The organism is Citrobacter sp. CtB7.12 (assembly GCF_001297795.1).
Taxonomy (GTDB): Bacteria; Pseudomonadota; Gammaproteobacteria; order Enterobacterales; family Enterobacteriaceae; genus Citrobacter_A; species Citrobacter_A amalonaticus.
Window position 1 is genome coordinate 240,225 of sequence record NZ_LIFT01000002.1, and the last position, 17,376, is coordinate 257,600.

Sequence of the window (17,376 nt, forward strand, 5' to 3'; positions counted from 1 at the left end):
ACAACCTGTATTGGGATTATTCTTAATTGAAATATTACGCTTTGTTAAAATTTAAGATAAATCGTTTATTTCACCTCCTGAAGAATGATTGATAGATTTCACTTATGGATTGATGAAAACGGCTGGGAAAATAATGGAGCGTTTGCGGGAAAGTCTTAAAAAATAGCGGAGACCATCGGAGGTAAAGGCATGCGGTGTGGAGGTAGGGGATAAACGTGATGATGTGCGGAATCGGGAGTTAAGAATATTCCTGGGTAATGTCACCGTAAAAACACTCCCTCTGCGTAATGCTCTTGAGGTTAACGTATTTTAAGTGAATAAATCTGGTTTATTGATGTTTGTGTGGAACTAAATTCTATGAGTTTTTCAGTTAACGTTATTAAGTGTTATTTTTGATTTTTTGTGCTGTTTATGGGCGGGCAACTGGCCAGCACTCCTTCGCCACCCTTTTGTTACAAAAAAACTTAACCTGCCAGCAGATCCTGTTCAACATGTTTAACCTGGGTCTCCAGCGTATCGCGAAGCTCAGCCAGCGCGCGTTCTTGTTCTGAAAAGTATGCTTCTTTATCGCGAACCGAGGTCGCCAGACGCCAGGCATTTTCTGCTTCCAGCCCGGCGATCTCTTTTATCAGCGCATCAATCTGGATCCGCAACTGCTGGATTTTCTGCCGCAGATGGTCGAGATTGTTCAACCGGTCGCTGGCCATCATTGGCTCCAGACCGCTTTGCAACTGAGTGAGCAGGGCGCGAATGGCCGCCAGATCGGCGTTTTGCCGCGCCAGATTGAGCTGCACCATCATCTGGTGCGCTTTCTCTTTCAGTTCATCAGCGACAACGTCCGGGTGACACAAACGGCTGGCCTGACGCCACAGGCGCTTAAGCTCATTACGCTCATCCGGTGAAAGGCGCTGATCGCGTGCGAAACGGTGCTGAGCATCCTGCTGCTGTTCCTGATACTCCTCATATTCATGCGCTGCCTCTTCCTGTGCCTGCCGCGTGTCGCTGTCATCCTGGAGGGAAAAATCTGCTTCCAGTTCACGGATCTCGGCGAGCAGGTCGGTAATCAGCTCCGTTTGCTGTTGGATGCGCTGACGGATGTCGACTGCGGCACGAGAGTCTGAATCCATGCCCATCCACTGCTGTTTAAGCTGGGCTAACCGATCGACCGCCAGTGAGATGTACTGCTGACAGGAGAGGTAATCTTTCTCGCGACGTCTGCGTTCCGCTTCCTGCCGACGCAGGGCGCTGGCTGCGAGCTGTTTACGCAGCTCGAGAATACGGCTCATTAATGGCCCGAGGCGCAGATGATACTGGTCGTTAAACTCATCCAGAATCTGAATGCGGGTATTACGGGTGTCAATCAGCTCACGCAACTGATTTTCCAGCGCCTTAAGTTCCAGCTTGCTGGCGGCAATCGCCGGATCCTGCCAGTTGGTTATGGCGCGCTGATTTTGTAGCCAGGTAGCAATTTCACGCATTGCATCACTGAAGCGGCGCGTCTCGATAGCCTGGGCAATTGCCGTTATTACAGGATCGCCAGATTCCCGCTGCAGATGCACAAGCTGCTGCTGGATGATCTCCTCATCCTCAAGTTCGATGGCGCTTTTAATGATTTCGAGTCGTTTGATGATTTTATTCATGACACCGTTGCCTGGCGTGACCGACACATGAATGACGATATTTAGGTTAAGTCATTCGTTTGAAAAATATAAAAAAAGTGCAAATCGCATTCTGTGGCCTGTGGGGCCTGTTCGTCCAGAATAATTCGCAGAAATTATCGTTCACTCGCCATTTTCGTTTGAGCTCACACAATTCGAACCTCTGTTTCATTAAGGGTATTTTTTGCGCGAAAGACGCTTGCTTCGAAAAAGAGAATAAGTATAGTTCTCATTCTCTTTATTATTTAATGCGTGTCTTTTTTGGTAAGGAACCCAGGATGAAAAAAAATATTACGGCGCTGGCCGTGCTGATCGCGGCGGCATTAAGCGGTTGCGCGACCACTACGCCCGCTACTACACCGTCAAATACCGTTGAAAAAGCGGCGACGCCCGCGGTGGCGACCGATACGTTAAAACGCGATCTGGCGGATGGCCTGTATGAGATGGCATTAAATCCTGCCGGGGACGCGTTGTATGTCGCCAGTGCCGAAGGCTTTAAAGATGTTCAGGGCGGGGTGATCTACAAACTGGATGCCAAAACCCTTAAGACGATCGGTCGCAGCCACACGGATCTGAAAAACTTTGGTATGGCGATTTCGCCTGATGGCAAAACGGTGTACGTCACCAACTCGCTGGACGGTGGCCTGAGCGCGTTGAACACTGCGGATGGCAAAGTTAAAAATCGCGTCCTGTTTCCTGAGCGGAACGCGGAAGGTTTCCCGTATGGCGCTCGTCAGGTGTTGCTGCATAACGGCCTGCTGTATATCGGCGCGGTCGCCGATCCTGCGGTGATCTGGGTGGTTGATGCCGAAACGCTGAAGCTGAAAACGCGCATTAAAAATACGGGCAAATGGATGACCGGTCTGCACTACTCCGAAACGACCCAGCGCATCTACGCCGTGAATGGCGGTGGTGAAATCCTGGTAATCAACCCGCGTAACCAGCACGTTGAGAAACGCTGGAAGCCGCTGGGCGACAAGCCGGCGCTGCTGCTGAATATGGCGGAAGACCCACAAACCGGACGTCTGTTCGTGACCGATAACGCCAAAGCGAAAACCACGCTGGTGCTCGATATCCACACCGGCAAGGTGCTGAAGCAACTGGACGTTGGGGATTCTCTGGCGGTGACATTCAACGCCAAACGCAACGAAATTTACATCACCCAGCGTGATTCCGGGAAGCTGCTCAGTCTCAACGCGAGCGATTACAGCGTGAAAAAAAGCTGGGACCTGCCGCCGAATCCAAACAGCCTGTTGCTCTCTGCTGACGGCCAGACGCTGTATGTCACTGTGAAACAGAAATTTAATAAAGACCACTCAACCAATGCGCCGGACAGCGTTGTACGTATTGAGCTGAATAAATAATAAAAATCAGTCGGGGGACGGATGTTGTCCCCCGCCACATTGACTCTTTTTGATGGCATTCACATGAACAACACCAAAACTATTCTGGCGCTGACGATGGGCGCAATCTCTGGCTCGGCCTGGGCGGCAGACACCGCGAAAAAAGCGGAGGACACCATTGTGGTCCAGGCGACAACCCAAAATGATTTCAAACCGGGTGGCGACACGCCGCTGCCGGCGTTTCTTGATGGACAAGTCGCCAACGGCGGCAGACTCGGCATGCTCGGTCAACAAAGTGCGATGGACGTACCGTACAACGTCATCAGCTACACCTCTAAACTGGTTGAAGATCAACAGGCGAAAACCATCGCCGACGTCGTGGCAAACGATGCGGGCGTGCAGTATGTCCAGGGCTACGGCAACAGCGCGGAAAGCTTTCGCATTCGTGGTTTGAAATTTGATGGCGATGATATGACCTTTGGCGGGCTGTCTGGTGTTCTGCCGCGTCAGGTGGTGGATGCGCAGATGGTGGATCGCATCGAAATCTTCAAAGGGGCAAACGCCCTGATGAACGGCGCCGCGAGTTCTGCCGTCGGCGGGATGATCAACCTTGAACCGAAACATGCAGGCGACATCCCGCAGGCTAAAGTCGGCGTGGACTACACGTCGGATTCACAGATTGGCACCACGCTGGATGCCGGTTGTCGCTTTGGCGACAACGATCAGTTTGGTGCGCGGGTGAATCTGGTCCACCGTGAAGGCGAACCCCGGATTCAGGACGATCGCCGTCGTACTACGCTGCTCTCCACCGGTCTGGACTACAAAGGCGATAACTTCCGCACCTCACTGGACGTGGGTTATCAGAAAAAAACCTTCCACGGCAGCCCAACCAGCGTCAACATTTCTCTGGTCGATTTCGTTCCCGCGCCGCCAAAAAATGACCGTAACTTCTCGCAGAAATGGGCGTATAGCGACATTGAAAACGAGTTCGGCATGTGGCGTAGCGAATACGACATCACTGACAACTGGACTGCCTACACAGCACTTGGCGCTCAGCACGCGCACGAGGAAGGCCTCTACAGCGCACCGAAACTGCTGGATAAGAGCGGGACGGCCACCGCCAGTCGTCTTGATACCAACCGTATCAGCGACACGGTCAGCGGCATGGCGGGAATTCGCGGCAATTTCGCTACGGGCTTTGTCTCGCACAAGGTGAACGTTGGCTACTCGGCACAAAGCAAAAACGAAAAAATCGCGTGGAAAATGTCTAAAGCGGCGGATAACCCGTATACCAACATCTATCACAACCGCGGCGTTGACGCGCCGGCCAGTACTAACTCGAACGGTAAAGGCGGTAACTACAGCGATCCGTTGACCAGCGGGCGCACCCGGACTCAGGGCTGGTTGCTAAGCGATACGTTGGGCGTGCTGGATGACAAACTGCTATTTACCGTCGGGGCACGCCATCAGAAAGTGGTGATTCGGGGTTATGACAAAATTACCGGCGCGGAAAACGCCGCCGACGGTTTTGACGGTAGCCGCTGGATGCCGACTTACGGCGTCGTCTACAAGCCTTGGGAAGAGATATCTTTCTACGCCAACCACACCGAAGCGTTACAGCCGGGTAAAGCAGCGCCCAACACGGCAACCAACTATGGTCAGAGCACCGGTATCGTCCATTCTAAGCAGAATGAAGTGGGCGTGAAGGCGGACTTCGGGCGTGTTGGCGGTTCGCTGGCGCTGTTTGAAATCAAAATGCCATCGGCAATTCTTGACAGTGAAACCAAACATTATGGTCTGGATGCCGAGCAGCGTAATCGTGGCGTTGAGCTGAACGTCTTCGGCGAACCGATGCTGGGCATGCGTCTGAACGCCAGCGCCACCTGGCTGCAAGCCGAGATGACCAAAACCAACAACGGTTTGAACCAGGGCAATGATGCGATCGGCGTGCCGAATTTTTACGCCGTGCTGGGTGCCGAGTATGACATCAAGCAGATTGAGGGTCTGACCGCTACCGCGCGCGTGAACCATTCCGGTTCTCAGTATGCGGATCTGGCTAATAGCAAAAAGCTCGACAGCTACACTACTCTGGATCTGGGTATGCGCTATCGCTTCGCGCTTAACCAGAACCAAAATCAGATGACCGTTCGCGCGGGCATCGACAACATTACCAACGAAAACTACTGGGCCAGTGTTGATGATTCCGGCACGTACGTCACCCAGGGAGAAGCGCGCACCTTTAAAGTGTCCGTTGGTTACGAGTTCTGAGTTCCACCTCGTTATCAGGGGCAAGGATGCCCCCTCCATTCCAGTGCCTTTAACTTGCTACCTCCAGCATGAAGTGTTAAAACGTGCCCCTTCTAAAAAAGAGACAGGGGTAGGGCGTGAAAGACGCGTCATCCGCTTCAGACAACGGCCGTTTTGAAGCGTCGTCGGAACAGAGTCCGACGCTGCAACGTGGTTTGCAAAATCGACATATTCAATTAATCGCCCTGGGTGGCGCGATTGGTACCGGGCTGTTTCTCGGCATCGGGCCCGCGATTCAGATGGCGGGTCCAGCGGTGCTGCTGGGTTACGGCATCGCCGGGGTTATTGCCTTTCTGATCATGCGCCAGCTCGGCGAAATGGTTGTCGAAGAGCCGGTATCGGGTTCCTTCGCTCACTTTGCCTATAAATACTGGGGACCGTTTGCGGGCTTCCTGTCAGGCTGGAACTACTGGGTCATGTTTGTGCTGGTCGGGATGGCTGAACTGACGGCCGCCGGTATCTACATGCAGTACTGGTTACCCGAGGTTCCCACCTGGGTCTGGGCCGCGTCCTTCTTTATCATCATTAACGCCGTCAACCTGGTGAACGTCCGTCTGTACGGTGAAACCGAATTCTGGTTTGCGCTCATCAAAGTGCTGGCGATCATCGGCATGATCGGCTTTGGTTTATGGCTGCTGTTCTCGGGGAACGGCGGTGAGCGGGCGACCATCGATAACCTGTGGCAGCATGGTGGTTTTCTGGCGACGGGCTGGAAAGGGCTGATTCTGTCGCTGGCGGTGATCATGTTCTCCTTCGGTGGGCTGGAACTTATCGGCATCACCGCAGCGGAAGCGCGTGACCCGCACAAAAGCATTCCGAAAGCGGTTAATCAGGTGGTGTACCGTATCCTGCTGTTCTACATCGGTTCGCTGGTGGTTTTGCTGGCGCTCTACCCGTGGGTGGAAGTGAAATCCGACAGCAGCCCGTTCGTGATGATTTTCCACGATCTGAACAGTAACGTCGTGGCTTCAGCGCTGAACTTCGTGATTCTGGTGGCATCCTTGTCGGTTTATAACAGCGGCGTTTACTCCAACAGCCGTATGCTGTTTGGTCTATCAGTCCAGGGCAATGCACCGAAGTTTCTGACCCGTGTCAGCCGTCGTGGCGTGCCGGTGAATTCATTACTGCTCTCTGGTGCGATCACTTCGCTGGTGGTGCTCATCAACTACCTGCTGCCGAAAGAGGCCTTCGGTCTGCTGATGGCATTGGTGGTGGCGACGCTGCTGTTGAACTGGATCATGATTTGTCTGGCGCATCTGCGTTTTCGTGCCGCGATGCGTCGCAAAGGGCGTGATACCCAGTTCAAAGCGTTGCTCTACCCGGCAGGAAACTATATCTGCATCGCCTTCCTGGCGATGATCCTTGTGCTGATGTGCACCATCGACGACATGCGTTTGTCAGCCATGTTGCTGCCGGTATGGGTCATCTTCCTGTTTGTTGCGTTTAAACTTTCTCGCAAAGTACGCTGAGAGGAAGCCGATCTCATTCGCGTAATGAGATCGGCGCTTTTGCGTTATCGTTGAAATACTCCCGCCAGCGAGCGAATATCGTTGCCCGTAGGTGACTGGTGAATGCGCAATCCAAACTCGTCTACGACAGCAAAAATATGGTCGAAAATATCGGCCTGAATGCTTTCATATTCCAGCCAGACGACGGTGTTGGTAAAAGCATAAATTTCGAGGGGGAGACCGTGATCGTCTGGCGCCAGCTGACGTACCATTAAGGTCATATCTTTGCGAATGCGTGGATGGTTGCGCAGATATTCATTCAGGTAGGCGCGAAAAGTCCCAATATTGGTCATCCGCCGATGGTTCAATACCGATTCCGGCGCATCCAGTTGTTGATTCCATTCATCTATCTCCTGATGGCGCGTCTCCAGATAAGGTTTCAGCAGGCGCGCTTTATACAGTTGCTGCTTTTCATCATCATCCAGAAAATGAATACTGGTGGCGTCAATATTGATACTGCGTTTAATGCGCCGACCACCTGATGCCGACATGCCGCTCCAGTTTTTAAACGAATCAGAGACCAGCGACCAGGTCGGAATCGTAGTGATAGTATTGTCCCAGTTGCGGACTTTCACCGTCGTCAGACCAATATCAATGACCGCGCCATCAGCACCGTATTTCGGCATCTCCAGCCAGTCACCCAGTTTCAGCATGTCGTTAGCAGAAAGCTGAATGCCCGCAACCAGCCCCAGAATCGGGTCTTTAAATACCAACATCAGCACGGCGGCCATTGCGCCCAGGCCGCTAATCAGAATCGCGGGCGATTGGCCGATTAATAGCGATATCATTAATATACCGACAATAATCGCGCCGATGAGTTTTATACCCTGAAATATCCCCTTGAGAGGAAGCTGAGAGGCAGAGGGGAACTTTTGCGCCAGATTTAATATGACATCGAGTAACGAAAATAATGAAAGCAGGGCATATATCATGATCCACAATTGTGCGCAGACAGTAAGAATCTCTGCGGCTTCGCTGCCTTTTTGCAACCACAGTGCGGACTGAATATTGACGATAATACCCTGCAGGGTGAATGCCAGACGGTGAAATAACTTATTCTGCGTAATAATTTGTAGCCACAGACGGGAGCTGGCAACAGCGCGCCTTTCAAAGGTGCGCAATACCACCCAGTGCAAAATAATATGCACAATGATGGCTGTGAGAAAAATAATACCGAAAATCATCACCAGCGAGGTGGTGTGATTCATTTCAATACCCGCTAAATCCTCGACCTGAGTAATTAATTCCTGCATAACCTCTCCTTTACAAAACAGTGACCTATGATGACTGCTGTAAGGAAATTATGCAAATGAGCCAGGTCAGTACTGTTCGGGAAGACGATTGATCTTAGTAAGAATACCGCGCGCCATCTCGATATGGCCACCCAGCCGCAAGTCGCTCAAAATCTTCATCACGCGGCTACGCGAAAGATGCGTTTTTTCCTGGATGTAGTCACTCGCGTTAACCGCAAGACGCAGTTCTTCTTTCTCTGCCATCAATGCAATAAGATTGGTGCGGATCAGTTCGTAGGTTGAGAGGCCAGCAGAGGTACGATGTGCTTCGAGAAGTTTATCTATGGCATACATATAGGTATAGGATGCGTCCTGCCAAAGGTTTTTCTCCGCAATGACACTCATTACGTGTAATGTCGGAATGATTTCGAAAAGGATTTCCCCGTTGGCTTTGTAGAAGAAATCAGCATTCGTATTCATTAACGAGTTCATGCCAACAATCATAGGTGCTTTAAGATGCTTAAGTAGTAGTTGGTCGTGGCTACGGTAAACACTTACCGTGCCTTTATGTAATACAAAAGTCATCGATTCGGCATGGTGTCCGAGAGATATGATTTGCCGCTCCCGGGCATGCAAAATACGAGAAGTGTCGGAAACGGCATTGATTATATTGATGACATGAGTGTCTGGCTTCATAATGGCATAGCAATTCTAATTAAGGTATCTGAAGATTATATTATATTATAAGGTGAATATTATATGAGGAAAGTGTAAGAGCTTATTTGGCGTTAAAGTTACGACTGCGAATAATTCATGAAACTAATTAAAATTGATAAAGTTGCACAGATCGTAGTACGTGCTGTACGTACGGATTTGTACGTACGGATTATGAGTCTAAAAGGTCGCAAATAACTGACCTCAGTATTCTTGCTGCAGAGTTAAGCAACCGACAGCGCTGACTCAATAGTATCAGTTCTCACAAAAGTAAGTTGTATTAGTCGCGACTTGATCTGACACATGGCCTTGAAAGGTTGAGAGTTACCGGTTTTGATATGGGTGTCGAATCCTTATACAAAACACGAGGTAACGCTCATGCTTCATACTACCAATCCTGTCATCAAACACAAAGTCGGATTGCTCAATCTGGCTGAAGAACTCAGTAACGTGTCGAAAGCCTGAAAAATCATGGGCGTCTCGCGCGATGCATTTTACCGTTATCGCGAACTGACCGATGAAGGTGGCGTGGATGCACTGCTAAATCGTAGCCGTCGTGCTCCTAACCTAAAGAACCGTACCGATGAGGCCACTGAGCGAGCGTTGTTGATTATGCTGTCGAATTCCTGGCTCACGGTCAGCACCGGACCAGTAACGAGTTACGTAAACAGGGCGTTTTATCTCCGGCAGTGGTGTCCGTTCCGTCTGGTTACGCCATAACCTTGAGAACTTCAAAAAACGCCTGCAAGCACTGGAAGAGAAAATGGCCCGCCATGGTATTGAACTGACCGACAGCCAGGTCGCCGCGCTGGAACGTAAAGCCAGCGATGACGAGGCCTGTGGTGAGATTGAAACCGCTCATCCGGGTTATTTGGGGTCACAGGACACGTTCTATGTGGGCAATCTGAAAGGCGTCGGGCGTATCTATCAGCAGACGTCCGTTGATACGTACTCGAAAGTGGCTCACTGCAAGCTCTATGTCACTAAAACGCCGATTACAGCGGCTGATTTACTGAATGATCGTGTACTGCCGTTTTATGAGTCTCATGGCCTGCCGATGCTGAGGATACTGACAGAGGCACCGAATACTGCGGTAAAGTGGAGCAGCACGATTACCAGCTTTATCTGGCGATAAATGACATTGAGCATACGAAAACGGAGGCAATGTCACCGCAAACCAATGGTATCTGCGAGCGGTTCCATAAAACGATCCTGAACGAGTTTTATCAGGTAACGTTCCGCAAAAAGTTATATGGTGATCTTGCTTCATTACAATCGGATCTTGATGAATGGCTGGCTCACTATAATAATGAGCGAACTCATCAGGGAAAATGTGCTGTGGCCGGACGCCAGTGGAAACATTACTTGATGGAAAACGCATCTGGGCTGAGAAAAACTTAAACCAGATGTAATCTGACAGATACCTGTATAAATAACCGGTAACTGTCAGATCAGGTCTGAGCTAATACAATTTATGACAGTAAGGGGAATTTACTCCCCACCGATAAACCTTCTGAAGGCATCCCTTTAAAAGGAGGTGAGGACTCCGTTGAACTTAAATTTTCAGCGAGTTATCAGTCTGTAGTTGATGATGTGACGCCAGGAAGTGCAAATGTTTCAGTGACCTTTGTGGTGAACTATGCCTGATAAAAACTGTGTGTAGATAGGTTCGGTGTGTACACAATTTTAAAATCAGTTTGGGGGCGAAGAATGAACCTTCTGTTGGACATGCTCTTTTTGGGTGCCACAAACTGTTATGCGACCATATCGATAACCTGCACTTATTCCATTCTTCGTTACAGATAAACGCTCCCAGATAATTGTACAGCGCGATCAACCTATCTGACAGGCGCTGACAGTGTATGAATCCAGCGTAAATTGTCACTCTTAATCAACTGTATCAACGACGATGATGGCGACAGTTGCGGTCAGTGATATTCAGACTAAAGATAAAGTGAAAGCCGCTATTGCCAACGCCACGGCGATGCTAAACCTGACTTATCAGTGAAATGATGCAGGAAGCCGACTATGATGCCAGCTTCTTTTATTTTTACTCACCCGGATTAAAGCGCTCATCCCATGGCATTAAGCGTTGAGCCCGCAGCCTTAGCGCCAGTGCCTCTTCCCGCTTTTGCAGAAACATCAGAATATTAATCTGGTCGCTCCAGGCATCTTCTTCCATATGCATTGTGATCCACTCGGCATTCTCCTGAGCAAATAAATCTAGCTCATTAATATTACCGCTTTGATTAAAATGCATCAGATGTAAGCGGGAGAGATCCCGCTACCAGCGTATTTGCATCAGCCAGGGAACGGATAATTGACGAATACTTTCCGGTGGTTCAAGTCGGCCCGTTTCGAATTATCCCAGTGTCACACTGGCGCGAAAGAGCTGCATTGACAGCACAATACCGTACAGTGCGGTCGCGGCCAGGGCTGGACGCAGATATTTTACCGGCAAGGTGAACGTGGATTTACGGCTTTCAGTTGCACTCATCAGTAGCAGGATGAGAAAAAAGTGCGCAACGGAGTAATAAAGAGGAAACTCGACCTGAGTGTGTAACAAAATCGGTAGGGTGGTTAACAGTGTCACCCACTGCCACAAGCTTTTTGGGCGGCGAAATAAAATAATCCAACCCCATAAAAGAATCAGCCCGCCCAGGAGGGCGACAATTCCGCCTTCCGCCTGAATAAATAACGTCTCATTATGTGGATGCTGCATCATTTCCCGGCCAGGATTCGCGAAAGGAAGATCGGCCATAAAATTTTGATACACCGATTCAAGCATGCCTAAACCAATCCCTCTCCAGGGATGCGTCATGGTAAGGCGCACGGTGTATTCCAACGTCAGGAGTCGTTGTTGATTTGACTCTTCATGAGCCAACGAATTTAATACGGAACCCTGGAGCAAAACCGAACCCAACAGACCACCGATGAACGGTAAGAAAATAATCGCAAGGCGTTGGCAAGCCATGGTTCTATCTCGCCAACATTGTTGACAGAAAAGAAGCGACGCGCAGGCAATTCCACACAGACCGCCCAGCCAGCCAATTCGGGAACGACATAATACCAGCGTTGCAGAGATGAGGATAATTGCAAAACAGATTGCGAACCTCCGCGCAGTTTCCGCACGAAACGATTTAAGCGTTCGCTGCCTGTCCGCCATCAACACCAGCAGAAGAGATAAACCTGTCGCCAGAAATGTGGCGGTGACATTACGCTGTTGAAAAATACCCGGTGCGCCACCGGAATAATTTTCAGCCAGTGCGTTAAGCGGGAAGAGAAGCCATTGTGGGCACCAGAAACCCATCAGAGAATAAACGGTTTCAATGCAAGCTGCCGCAGCGATCATATAGCTCAGAGCAACAATTTCTTTTTCCCGCGGTGGGTACTGAAGTAAGGTGAGATAGGTAAACACGCCTCCCCAGATCCCTGTTAGTCGAGGAAGAGCGATGGCGAGTCCCTGGTCAGGCGACCAGAAGACGGGTAACGTAAATGCTATCGCACTGAGCAGCAGGCATAAAAACGTGGGTGTCAGACGTATTTTATCCGCTTGCAGCGACAGCCAGACGATCAGCGCCTGAAGCAAAATCGCAGCCCACGACAGCAGGTTCATCGGTAAATTCATGCCGTAATCGCCGCTGTTTGGCCAGGGAATATGTATCAGCACTAACCAGTAAAAACTGAGCAGGAAGTATAAAAAAAGCGGCACAAGGCGGGAAGACGTGAAGGTTTCCCCAGATTTGCAAAACGCGAGCATTCGGGCGGGCATAATATTCTTGAGTGGATAAATCGATATTGTATTTACCCACTCAAGATGGCGCTATTTAAGTCCTGTCCATTCTAAGACTGATCCATTCAGGCATCGATTTAATATTGCCATTGCACTGAAAAACCAAGTGTAAACGGACTGGTCTGCATATCATCAGGTTTCATCACCGGAACACCGGCGAAAAGATCATAGCCAACGTTGCCTTTAACACCTCGCACACCGGCAACCGCACCGGCGATGCGTGTGCCGCTCCAGTAGTCATTTTTCGAACCGCTGACTTCCCCGTAATCAAAGCCAAGATAGGGCTGCATCCCCCACCTGGGGAGATTCAGGTTAATGTCGTTACGCAGATACCAACCCTTATCAGCATAAATGGAAGATTCACCGTCGAAGCCACGTACCGTCCAGCGGTTACCGATAGTAAATTTATCCGGCTGCGTCAGTTTATCCGGTGACGTTTGCTGCATGAAATGCGGCTCATAGCTCATCGACAGATCGCCTGCCTTAAACGGAAATGTGCCGTCGACGCTCAGGGTAATAATGCGTGCCAGGGGATCGGCACTACCTACCATTTCTTCGGCATCGGCTTGTTCGCCAAACCAGTGCGCGGCATGTTGATAGCTCAGTCGGGAGGTGAGTTGCCCAAAGGGCAGATAAGCTAAATGTTCCAGGTTGAGTTGCCAGCTGCTGGTGTCCCGGCGCTGTACTTCCACTTCAACATCGTTGAGGTCATAGTGTGAATCACGTTTAATGCCTTTAAAACCCAGCGTTGTTTTTTGACTGGCGCTGCGGTAGATAACGCGTTTGATTTCTGCAGTCAGTAATTTTTCACTGCTGCTGTACTGATAGTGGTAATCACCGCTATGGATTGTCTGAACCGTGCGATATTTACTGCCATAGAGTTCAAGCAGCCAGTAGCCCCACGGGACGGAGTAGAAGGCGGAAGTGTTGTCGTTGCGACGTCCATACTCATTTTTAAAACCGCCGCCATAAGCAACATAAAAAATGTCATTCAGCGTTGTGGGGTTATTAAGGTAAAAGGCCAGACCGCCTTCATAACGCCCCGTTTTTTTACTTCCGGCGTCATCCATCCACGTCCCCAGACGCCATGCTTTATTCTGGCTGCGACTGACTTCTACGCGAGTATCGCCAGGATGTTCACCGGGAACAAGATGAATACTTGCCTGCGATCCGGGAATACGCTGCAAATTTTCCAGTCCCTGTTCCAGACCGCGTAAATCAAGAACGTCGCCTTCAGCTTCCGGGAAGTTATTCCAGCGATGAACGGTGCGGCCTTCCTGATTTTGTAACAGCCATTCACTGATACGACCGGGCAAAATTCGCAGGGTTAATGTTCCCTCTTTTAAATTTTGGTCTGGAACTAACACCCGACTGGTAATATATCCATGGGAGATTAACCGATTCTGGACGGCTTTATGTAGAGCCGTGATCCCCTGTATTCCGATACAATGCTTTTCAACCTGGCGAATAAGATCGTTAAAGGTCAGCCAGTGGGGGAGGGCGACCGTTTTATCGATAACTACGTGTTTCATGTCATAGCAGACGGATTCTTTGGGCAGGATCAGCGTATCGCTATCCTGTACATTTTCTGCCGTGAGCAATGTCTTACTTTGAGGAGCAAGCTGATTATGCCTTGCCTGATCCTGTTGTTGACTGGTGGCACCTTGGCCTGAGACGGGCTCAGCTTCCACGATGCCAGGGCGTATCGCGAACAGTGAGAAAAGAATGAGACTGAGGCTGGTACGATAAACAATCATGATATTTAACTCTTCCCTGTAGGTACTGAACCTCAGAAGCATTTCTAAAATAAATTAATAAAGCCCCATAACTTCATGGGGCTTTGGAACTAAAATATATTAAATCCCAGTACAGATAACATAACCGCCAGGATAATAGATGATATCTACCACGACGTAGCCGTAATACATGTCACCTGGTTTATAAACGACGCCATTTTCCCAAACACCATTACCTGCAGGTGTTCCATTAGGCTGTACCACGGTGTTATCATCGTTATTGGTCGAACCACCATTATCGGTATTATTGTTGTCAGGGGTATTCGCGCCATCATCCTGATTAGCCGAACCCGTTTCATTAATAACGCCCATGTTAGTGACATAACCCGTGGTATAAACGTGATCGCCCGTAATCGTACCAGTGCTTTCGTTGAACATACCGTTAGACGTATTCAGCTTAACATCACCGGTGCTGGAGATGTTGCCGCTGTTGTTCAGGTAATTAGTGGTCAGCGTAATACCGTTTTCCGCGCTCAGCGTACCGCTATTCATCAACGTTACGCGATCCATCTGGGCATTCAATTTATTACCAGCGGCAATGGTACCGTTGTTATAAGAGGTGCTCTGTGAATAACCGTAACTTCCCATCACATTGAGGTTGATATCATGCGCGGCACGGATATCACCGGTATTGTTCAGGTTGCTCATCACAGACAAGCTAGCATCTTCCCCTGCCTGAATAGCGCTTCCTGCGTCAGTCATCAGAGAAGAGGTTGTGATGTAGATGTTATGGCCAGCATTCATGTTGCCATACATCAGGTTATAGACATTGTTGGCGTTAACGTTGATGTCATTGTTACTGGAGATCGTACCGCTGTTAGCAAGATCGGACAGTTGCAGATTCATTTGATTAGCGTGGATTGCACCGCTGTTATTAAACACGCTGCTATTCATCTGCAGATTCAGATTACCGTCGGCGGTAATAGAACCACTGTTCTGGGCTGGGCCACCGTAGCTGCCCCAACCATTGGAACCGATGGTTAAAGACATATCCTGTCCCGCAGCGAGAGTCCCTGCGTTCTGGAAAGTATTTGTCACCGTCATATCAATGTTGTGACCCGCTTCCAGCTTGCTGGCAAGATCAGAATAATAAGACGAACCATACATGAAGATATCATTGCCGGCTGAAATCGTGCCGGACATGTTATCCAGTGCGCCATTGATAGAAACGGAACCGTCGCTATGAATTGTGCCGTTATGGTTAGAGAGCATGTTATTGCCGCTTACCTGCAACTGGCTGTCACGTCCCTGAGTCTGAATAACGCCGTTATCATTATTCAACATGGAGGCGTTAATCATATTCCAGCCATTACCTGCAGAAATAACCCCGTTATTGTTGGTCAGCGTATCGACGTTAACACTCATCGAGCCGTTGCTTGTCAGGCTGCCAGACGTGTTGTCCAGATTTGCTGAGTCCACGGTCAGCGAGCCTTTAGCATTGATACGACCGTTTGTATTATTGACGCCGGTCGCTCCCCAGGAGTTATAGCTGTTAGAAGAGCGAGCGATGCTCAGGGCGCCTTCGCTGGTGATTTCACCTTGGGTGTTATTCAGCGAATCCGCCATGATGGTGGTCTGCTGGTTTCCCTGAATCTTGCCATGGGTGTTTACTGTGTTTTTGCCAGACAAATCAACATAATTGCCTTTGATTTGACCATTGCTGTTGTCCAGTAATTCGTCGGCAGAAACGGAGACCATCCCATCAGACGTGATCTGGCCATTATGGTTCAGAACAGATGATCCCATTACAGCAGTGGAGTTTTTACCGCTAATATGGCCGCCGTTGTTTTCAATCACGCCATCAACATTGAGAGACAAGGTATCCGTCGCGGTCAGGTCTGCGTGATCAATACGCACGCCGACGCCACTGTCTGTCCCTTCCATGTAAATTTTATTGGCATACATGGAACCCAGCGCAGATACATCCAGCGCGACTTCCGGGCTGGTGCTGTCGTCATATTTTTTCTGTACGCGACCATTCTTATCAATACGGTTATTACCGGTAATGATGTTCAGCTCATTCGCCTGCAGTTTCGCATTGACCTTCACGGAGCGAGCGATAATGTCGGTGTACTGAGTGGAGCGGGTGTCCATACCTTTACCGGTAATAGACACCTGGCCTTTGCTGACGTCCAGTCCGGTTACGTTGCCCTGATTATCGTAGGTGGCGGTCCCCGTGGTTAGCGTTGCGTGGTTGGTGTTAATAAAACCGCAACCGTCGCAGGTAATGCCTGATGGGTTAGCAATAATGACCTGAGCGGACTGACCGGCGACTTCGATCATGCCGTTAAGCTGGCTCGGATCGGAGGAGCGCACTTCGTTAAGAATCACTTTTGCACTGCCGCTCGCCATATTAGCGTTGCCATTAATCTGGCCGGCTAACTGAGTGTTCGAATTGCTGCTACTGTTGTTCAGAATAACGCCGTTACTGTCTACGTTGAACTCAGAATAAACGTTATGTGAAACGCCACCCGCACTGGCTTTATTAATATCAACAACGGTAGTGCCATTTGCGTTGGTATGAATACCCGGTTGGTTAGTATTACCTGCTACAACCGCAGCGTGAGCTGGCATAATCATTCCAAGCGCAAGCATCGTTGCAAAGCAGGTTGGAGCCAGCTTTGCGTGTAAAACCTGACGATTATTGCGCACGATATTAATATTTTTGCTTTTCATTTACTGATCCTTGTATTTCCTTGAATATAAATTCCCCATTTCATTGGTGAAAAATGGGGGGGATATGAAACCATGCAATCCCTTTAATCCAGAAAAGGACTTGTAACGATTCGTTTTTTTTTAACAGCAATTGTTGGCTGGGGGTGAAAAGTAACACATTGATAATTGCACAAAAAAATATCGCAATTATTTATTATAAAAATGTGTTTATTAGGTAATTCATTAATATGAAAGAGAGGCATCGTCGAAAATGGGGAAATCGATTGATAAATGATATGGATAATTTCTGTTCAAGATATTTCTGAGGTGTTACACAATGTGTAAGAAACTTGAAAGAACCTTAACGAGT

Annotated in this window: 10 protein-coding genes and 1 pseudogene; 4 read left to right on the top strand and 7 right to left on the bottom strand. The window is 49.4% G+C overall.

The window, feature by feature from the left end; genetic code table 11:
• Nucleotides 1-464: 464 nt before the first annotated feature.
• Entirely contained in the window at nucleotides 465-1,640 is a 1,176-nt protein-coding gene (locus AOY24_RS02690; RefSeq protein ID WP_054176103.1) for a DnaJ family molecular chaperone, read from the bottom strand.
• Between the two features lie 296 nt (nucleotides 1,641-1,936).
• Here AOY24_RS02690 and AOY24_RS02695 point away from each other — a divergent pair, with 296 nt between their 5' ends.
• The 3 genes from AOY24_RS02695 to pheP all read left to right on the top strand — a co-directional run bounded on the left by AOY24_RS02695 (nucleotide 1,937) and on the right by pheP (nucleotide 6,777).
• Entirely contained in the window at nucleotides 1,937-3,022 is a 1,086-nt protein-coding gene (locus tag AOY24_RS02695; RefSeq protein WP_054176104.1) for a YncE family protein, read from the top strand.
• A 63-nt stretch (nucleotides 3,023-3,085) separates the two neighbouring features.
• Nucleotides 3,086-5,269, top strand: coding sequence for a TonB-dependent siderophore receptor (locus tag AOY24_RS02700; protein WP_054176105.1), 2,184 nt, complete (start codon nucleotides 3,086-3,088; stop codon nucleotides 5,267-5,269).
• 116 nt (nucleotides 5,270-5,385) lie between these two features.
• Nucleotides 5,386-6,777, top strand: coding sequence for a phenylalanine transporter (pheP, locus tag AOY24_RS02705; protein WP_043001498.1), 1,392 nt, complete (start codon nucleotides 5,386-5,388; stop codon nucleotides 6,775-6,777).
• A 44-nt stretch (nucleotides 6,778-6,821) separates the two neighbouring features.
• On the opposite strand, the gene AOY24_RS02710 is transcribed toward pheP, so the two are convergent.
• A complete protein-coding gene (locus AOY24_RS02710) occupies nucleotides 6,822-8,069 on the bottom strand; it encodes a mechanosensitive ion channel family protein (RefSeq protein ID WP_043001497.1) in 1,248 nt (415 codons plus the stop codon).
• 66 nt (nucleotides 8,070-8,135) lie between these two features.
• A complete protein-coding gene (locus AOY24_RS24460; RefSeq protein WP_082366164.1) occupies nucleotides 8,136-8,744 on the bottom strand; it encodes a helix-turn-helix domain-containing protein in 609 nt (202 codons plus the stop codon).
• A 489-nt stretch (nucleotides 8,745-9,233) separates the two neighbouring features.
• On the opposite strand from AOY24_RS24460, the pseudogene AOY24_RS24465 reads away from it, so the two are divergent.
• Nucleotides 9,234-10,174 (top strand): annotated as a pseudogene (locus tag AOY24_RS24465) (IS481 family transposase).
• Nucleotides 10,175-10,812: 638 nt separating this feature from the next.
• Here the strand turns inward: AOY24_RS24465 and AOY24_RS25160 are convergent.
• The 4 genes from AOY24_RS25160 to AOY24_RS02740 all read right to left on the bottom strand — a co-directional run bounded on the left by AOY24_RS25160 (nucleotide 10,813) and on the right by AOY24_RS02740 (nucleotide 17,027).
• A complete protein-coding gene (locus AOY24_RS25160) occupies nucleotides 10,813-10,950 on the bottom strand; it encodes a hypothetical protein (protein WP_157959986.1) in 138 nt (45 codons plus the stop codon).
• Nucleotides 10,951-11,124: 174 nt separating this feature from the next.
• Nucleotides 11,125-12,378 (bottom strand): O-antigen ligase, encoded by a 1,254-nt coding sequence (locus AOY24_RS02730; RefSeq protein WP_161804574.1) that lies wholly within the window; start codon nucleotides 12,376-12,378, stop codon nucleotides 11,125-11,127.
• Nucleotides 12,379-12,632: 254 nt separating this feature from the next.
• Nucleotides 12,633-14,312 carry a ShlB/FhaC/HecB family hemolysin secretion/activation protein gene (locus AOY24_RS02735; protein WP_054176109.1) on the bottom strand — a complete coding sequence of 560 codons (1,680 nt, stop codon included), beginning with the start codon at nucleotides 14,310-14,312 and terminating at the stop codon, nucleotides 12,633-12,635.
• A gap of 99 nt (nucleotides 14,313-14,411) precedes the next feature.
• Entirely contained in the window at nucleotides 14,412-17,027 is a 2,616-nt protein-coding gene (locus AOY24_RS02740; protein ID WP_044269035.1) for a filamentous hemagglutinin N-terminal domain-containing protein, read from the bottom strand.
• Between the last annotated feature and the right edge of the window lie 349 nt (nucleotides 17,028-17,376).

Excerpts from the sequence above, each read along its gene's own strand:
- AOY24_RS02695 (WP_054176104.1), top strand. The coding sequence starts at position 1,937 with ATGAAAAAAAATATTACGGCGCTGGCCGTGCTGATCGCGGCGGCATTA.
- AOY24_RS02710 (WP_043001497.1), bottom strand. The coding sequence starts at position 8,069 with ATGCAGGAATTAATTACTCAGGTCGAGGATTTAGCGGGTATTGAAATG.
- AOY24_RS25160 (WP_157959986.1), bottom strand. The coding sequence starts at position 10,950 with ATGCATATGGAAGAAGATGCCTGGAGCGACCAGATTAATATTCTGATG.
- AOY24_RS02700 (WP_054176105.1), top strand. The coding sequence starts at position 3,086 with ATGAACAACACCAAAACTATTCTGGCGCTGACGATGGGCGCAATCTCT.
- AOY24_RS02690 (WP_054176103.1), bottom strand. The coding sequence starts at position 1,640 with ATGAATAAAATCATCAAACGACTCGAAATCATTAAAAGCGCCATCGAA.
- AOY24_RS02740 (WP_044269035.1), bottom strand. The coding sequence starts at position 17,027 with ATGAAAAGCAAAAATATTAATATCGTGCGCAATAATCGTCAGGTTTTA.
- AOY24_RS02735 (WP_054176109.1), bottom strand. The coding sequence starts at position 14,312 with ATGATTGTTTATCGTACCAGCCTCAGTCTCATTCTTTTCTCACTGTTC.
- AOY24_RS24460 (WP_082366164.1), bottom strand. The coding sequence starts at position 8,744 with ATGAAGCCAGACACTCATGTCATCAATATAATCAATGCCGTTTCCGAC.
- AOY24_RS02730 (WP_161804574.1), bottom strand. The coding sequence starts at position 12,378 with ATGAACCTGCTGTCGTGGGCTGCGATTTTGCTTCAGGCGCTGATCGTC.